This is a genomic window from uncultured Rikenella sp., assembly GCF_910579375.1.
Classification (GTDB): domain Bacteria; phylum Bacteroidota; class Bacteroidia; order Bacteroidales; family Rikenellaceae; genus Rikenella.
In genome coordinates this window covers 1-4,019 of sequence record NZ_CAJTUJ010000167.1, presented here as the reverse complement: position 1 = coordinate 4,019, position 4,019 = coordinate 1, and the positions used below count along the sequence as shown (strand labels likewise).

Annotated in this window: 3 protein-coding genes; all 3 read left to right on the top strand. The window is 61.1% G+C overall.

Annotated features, from left to right (window positions below):
- The first annotated feature begins 833 nt into the window (after positions 1-833).
- Positions 834-1,388, top strand: a complete 555-nt coding sequence (locus tag QZ302_RS09175; RefSeq protein WP_294594690.1) for an FKBP-type peptidyl-prolyl cis-trans isomerase — start codon at positions 834-836, stop codon at positions 1,386-1,388.
- A 190-nt stretch (positions 1,389-1,578) separates the two neighbouring features.
- Positions 1,579-2,628, top strand: coding sequence for a thioredoxin family protein (locus QZ302_RS09170; RefSeq protein WP_294594688.1), 1,050 nt, complete (start codon positions 1,579-1,581; stop codon positions 2,626-2,628).
- Positions 2,629-2,719: 91 nt separating this feature from the next.
- Positions 2,720-3,940 carry an acetate kinase gene (locus QZ302_RS09165; protein WP_294594686.1) on the top strand — a complete coding sequence of 407 codons (1,221 nt, stop codon included), beginning with the start codon at positions 2,720-2,722 and terminating at the stop codon, positions 3,938-3,940.
- Positions 3,941-4,019 lie beyond the last annotated feature (79 nt).

Below are 4,019 nucleotides of genomic sequence, written 5' to 3'. Positions count from 1 at the left end.
GCAACTGTTCTTCGGGCGCGAAAACCGGCTACGGTTTTCGCGCCGCGCCGGGCCGAGCTTGGGACTGAGATTTGGACTGTGGGTTGGGCTGGAATCTGGGCCGAAAGCGAGTAGCTGAGTCCCCGTGTCAACGGTCGGCCCGCAGCCCCCGGATGTGGAGGGCCGAAATACTCCGCTCTCGCTCCGTCTTCGTTCTCCGCTGGCTGCGGCCGAGGACGAATGGGCGTTGCTCTTGCGGTTCTTCGAACCGCCGGCCTTGTCGCCCAGCGGCGAAGCCGCTCAGGGGGTGGGTGACAGGCCGAACCCGAGAGCTTTGGGCGGTAAATGGGTGCGGTGCTCGTGCGACCTTTAGGTCGCCGGGCTTGCGGCGGGGCATTTTCGATGCCCGGGCCGGACGCCGCAGCCCGAACTCAACAGAATGGGGCGACGAATGAGGTAGTGCAGTTGCGGCTCTTTGAGCAGCGCAGTTCGCCGCTGCCCCGACAGGCAGAGGGCTGCAACTCAACGGGGCTCGTTGCACTCACCGCTGGCGGCGAACAGCACAAACCCCGCCCCGGGCTTCCGCGACTTCGGTCGCGCAGACTATGAGGGCGTAACAAGTCACATCGGCAGCGGAGGATACAATTGGTCGTGTACCCCAGTGGCAAGTGATGTCACTGTGCAATATTTGGGTTTCTACACACAGTACCTTTACTCCTGTGACGAACACAATCGCGCACACGGGTTTCAGTTGCGTTGCCTCTCGGAATAAACGGAGAAGAACAAAAACACAAAATAACAGACAGAGAACGCCCGTTCTTTCAGACAAACCCAATTAAACGAACAGAAACAGCATGAAGATTTCAGAGAACAAATTCGTGTCACTGACCTACACCCTGACCGTCGACGGACAAATCGCCGACCAAGCCACCGCAGAACGGCCCTTGAACTTCGTGTACGGCGTAGGGATGCTCCTGCCCAAATTCGAAGAATACATCGCAGGGAAAGAAGCCGGCGACACTTTCGAATTCGTACTGAGCCCCGCCGAAGGCTACGGCGAGATCAACCCCCAGGCCGTCGTGAACCTGCCCAAAGAAGTCTTTATGGTCGACGGCGCCATTCCCGACGACATGCTCATCGTCGGCAACGTGCTCCCCATGGCCGATCAGAACGGTAACCGGCTGATGGGCACCGTGAAAGCCGTGAACGACACCGACGTCACCATGGACTTCAACCACCCGATGGCCGGCAAGACCCTGAACTTCAGCGGCCAGATTCTCGAAGTGCGCGACGCCCGACCTGAAGACATGATGCCCGCCGGCGGCGGATGCTCCTGCGGCTGCGAAGGCGACTGCGGAGACGGCGGTTGCGGAGAAGGGTGCGGAGAAAGCGGCTGCGGATGCCACTAAACCGGTCGCGCCGGACAGCGACCCCTATTATATAAACCACACCTATTTATTATATGTAGTCGCCCCGGCCGACCATCCATCGACCCAAAGTAAGAGAGGCTTTCGCCGGATGATTCTTTCGCAACGAGTAGATTTTCCGGACAAAGCCTCTTTTCCATTCCCGCCGCCCCCGATAAAAACACCCCACTCCATGCGCCCCCCGAAACTCCTCCTCACCCTCCTGCTCCTCGTGCTGCTGCACCCCGCCGCCGGACAGACCGACCGCCTGACCTACCACGGCACCGACCCCTACGCCGCCCTGAACGAAGCCCGGAGCCAGGGGAAACCCCTGCTCGTCGAATTTTACGCCGACTGGAACCACCGCAGCCGGTGGATGTCCAGCCACGTCCTCAGCGACTCCGCCGTCCGAAACCTCATCGAGAACCGGTTCATCCCCGTTCAGGTGCCCACCGGCACCCCTCAAGGCGCCGAACTCGCCCGGATCTACGAAGTCACCTCCTACCCCGCCATTCTGATCTTCCACCCCGGCGGCGACGTACTCGACAAAATAGACACCACCCTTGACCCCGAAGACTTCGAACAACGCCTCCGCGCCCTCCTGATGACCACCCAAGGGTACGGCACCTGGCGTCTGAGACGCGTCTACACCGCCGCCGAGAGCGGCGATCCCGCCGCCACCGACGCCGCCATGCGCGCCTTTCTGCACGGCCAACTCCCCCAAGACCTCGCCAACAGCGTCGTCTGGCCCCTCTTCGAGAACAGCATCGTCATGCGCAGCGACTCCCCCGCCTTTGAATACGTGACCACCCACATCGAAACCTTCCGCCACGCCATCGGCCGCGAAACCGTCGACGCCACCCTCGAAGAAGCCCTCCGCGCCGGCCTGCTGCCCGAAGTCGTCGGCAGCCGCCCCTACTCCGCCACCGCGAGCGCCGCCCTCGTCGAGACCGCCCGCCGGCTCGAACTCTCCGCCCTCCCCTCCCTGCAAGCCATGGCCGACGTAGCCGCCCTGCGTCAAGGCGACGACCTCGACCTCTTCACCGCCCGCGTCGGCCTGCTGATGGCCATGCTTCCCGAACCCTACAGCCTCCCCCTCGCCCTCTCCCTGGAGCCCGTCGCCACCCGCGGCTCGCGCGACACCCGGAAAGCCGCCCGCGAACTCGTCGACGACCTTCTGAACCGCCTCCGCTCCCCCGCCCAAATCGAGATGCTCCACTCGCTGCGCGAACGTTTGGAATAAAATTGCTAACTTTACCCGCCTTAAACTCCCGGGCCGCCGAACCCTTCTTGTACCCGGCTCCTCTTGTTTTGCGCAATAAATTCACACACAGATGATTATACTCGTATTGAACTGCGGCAGCTCCTCCATCAAATACCAGCTGATCCGCATGACCAGCCCCGCCGACCACCAACTGTTGGCCAAAGGGCTCGTCGAACGCATCGGCCTGACCGACGGCATCCTGACCCACAAACCGACCGGCAAACCGAAATTCGAATTCGTCCAGAGCATTCCGGATCACTCCGTCGGGATCAACCTGATCCTCGACGCCCTGACCGACGAACACCACGGCGTGATTAAGAGCCTCGGCGAGATTTCCGCCGCCGGCCACCGCGTGACCCACGGCGGCGAATACTTTTCCGACAGCGCCATCGTCAATTCGACCGTCAAGCAGCAGATCGAGAGCTGCTTAAAGCTCGCCCCGCTGCACAACCCGGCCAACCTGAAAGGGATCCTGTCCATCGAACGCCTCCTGCCCACCATTCCACAAGTAGCCGTCTTCGACACCTCCTTCCACCAGACCATGCCGCGGGAGTGCTACCTCTACGCCATCCCGTACAAATACTACGAAGAAGACCGCATCCGCCGGTACGGCTTTCACGGAACCAGCCACAAGTATGTAGCCCAGAAGGCTTGCGGAATGACCGGTCTCGACTTCGGACACTCCAAAATCATCACCTGCCACATCGGCAACGGAGCCTCGATCACCGCTATTAAAGACGGGAAATCGTTCGACACCTCGATGGGCTTCACCACCGTAGACGGCCTGATGATGGGTACCCGGAGCGGCGAGATCGACCCGGGCGTCCTGCTCGAAATCATGGACAAAGAGGGTCTGAACACCCAGAAAGCCACCGACCTGATCAACAAACAGTCCGGTTTGCTGGGCGTGAGCGGTATTTCGTCCGACTGGCGCGACGTTCGCGAAGCGGCCCAGAACGGCAACGACCGCGCCCAGCTGGCGATGGACATGTACATGTTCCGGATCAAACGCTTCGTCGGCGCTTACATGGCCGAACTCGAAGGCGCCGATATGATCGTCTTCACCGGCGGGATCGCCGAGAACGTGGCTAAATTGCGTCATACCGTATGTAAAGGGTTGGAATCGATGGGGATTTTCCTCGACAACGCCGCGAACGAAGCAGCCGCGGGGGAAGACGCGATTATTTCGACCCCGGACTCGCCGGTGAAAGTCGTCGTCGCCACGACGAACGAAGAGTTGGTGATCGCTTCGGATACATTCCGTTTGTTGCGGAAGCGTCCGGAAGCGTAGGGGGCATTGGGAGGGAGAAAGTTTCCGCCCGTGCGCGAACAAAGAATGGGCTGAGGCGGTCGCAGTCTTGCACATGCGG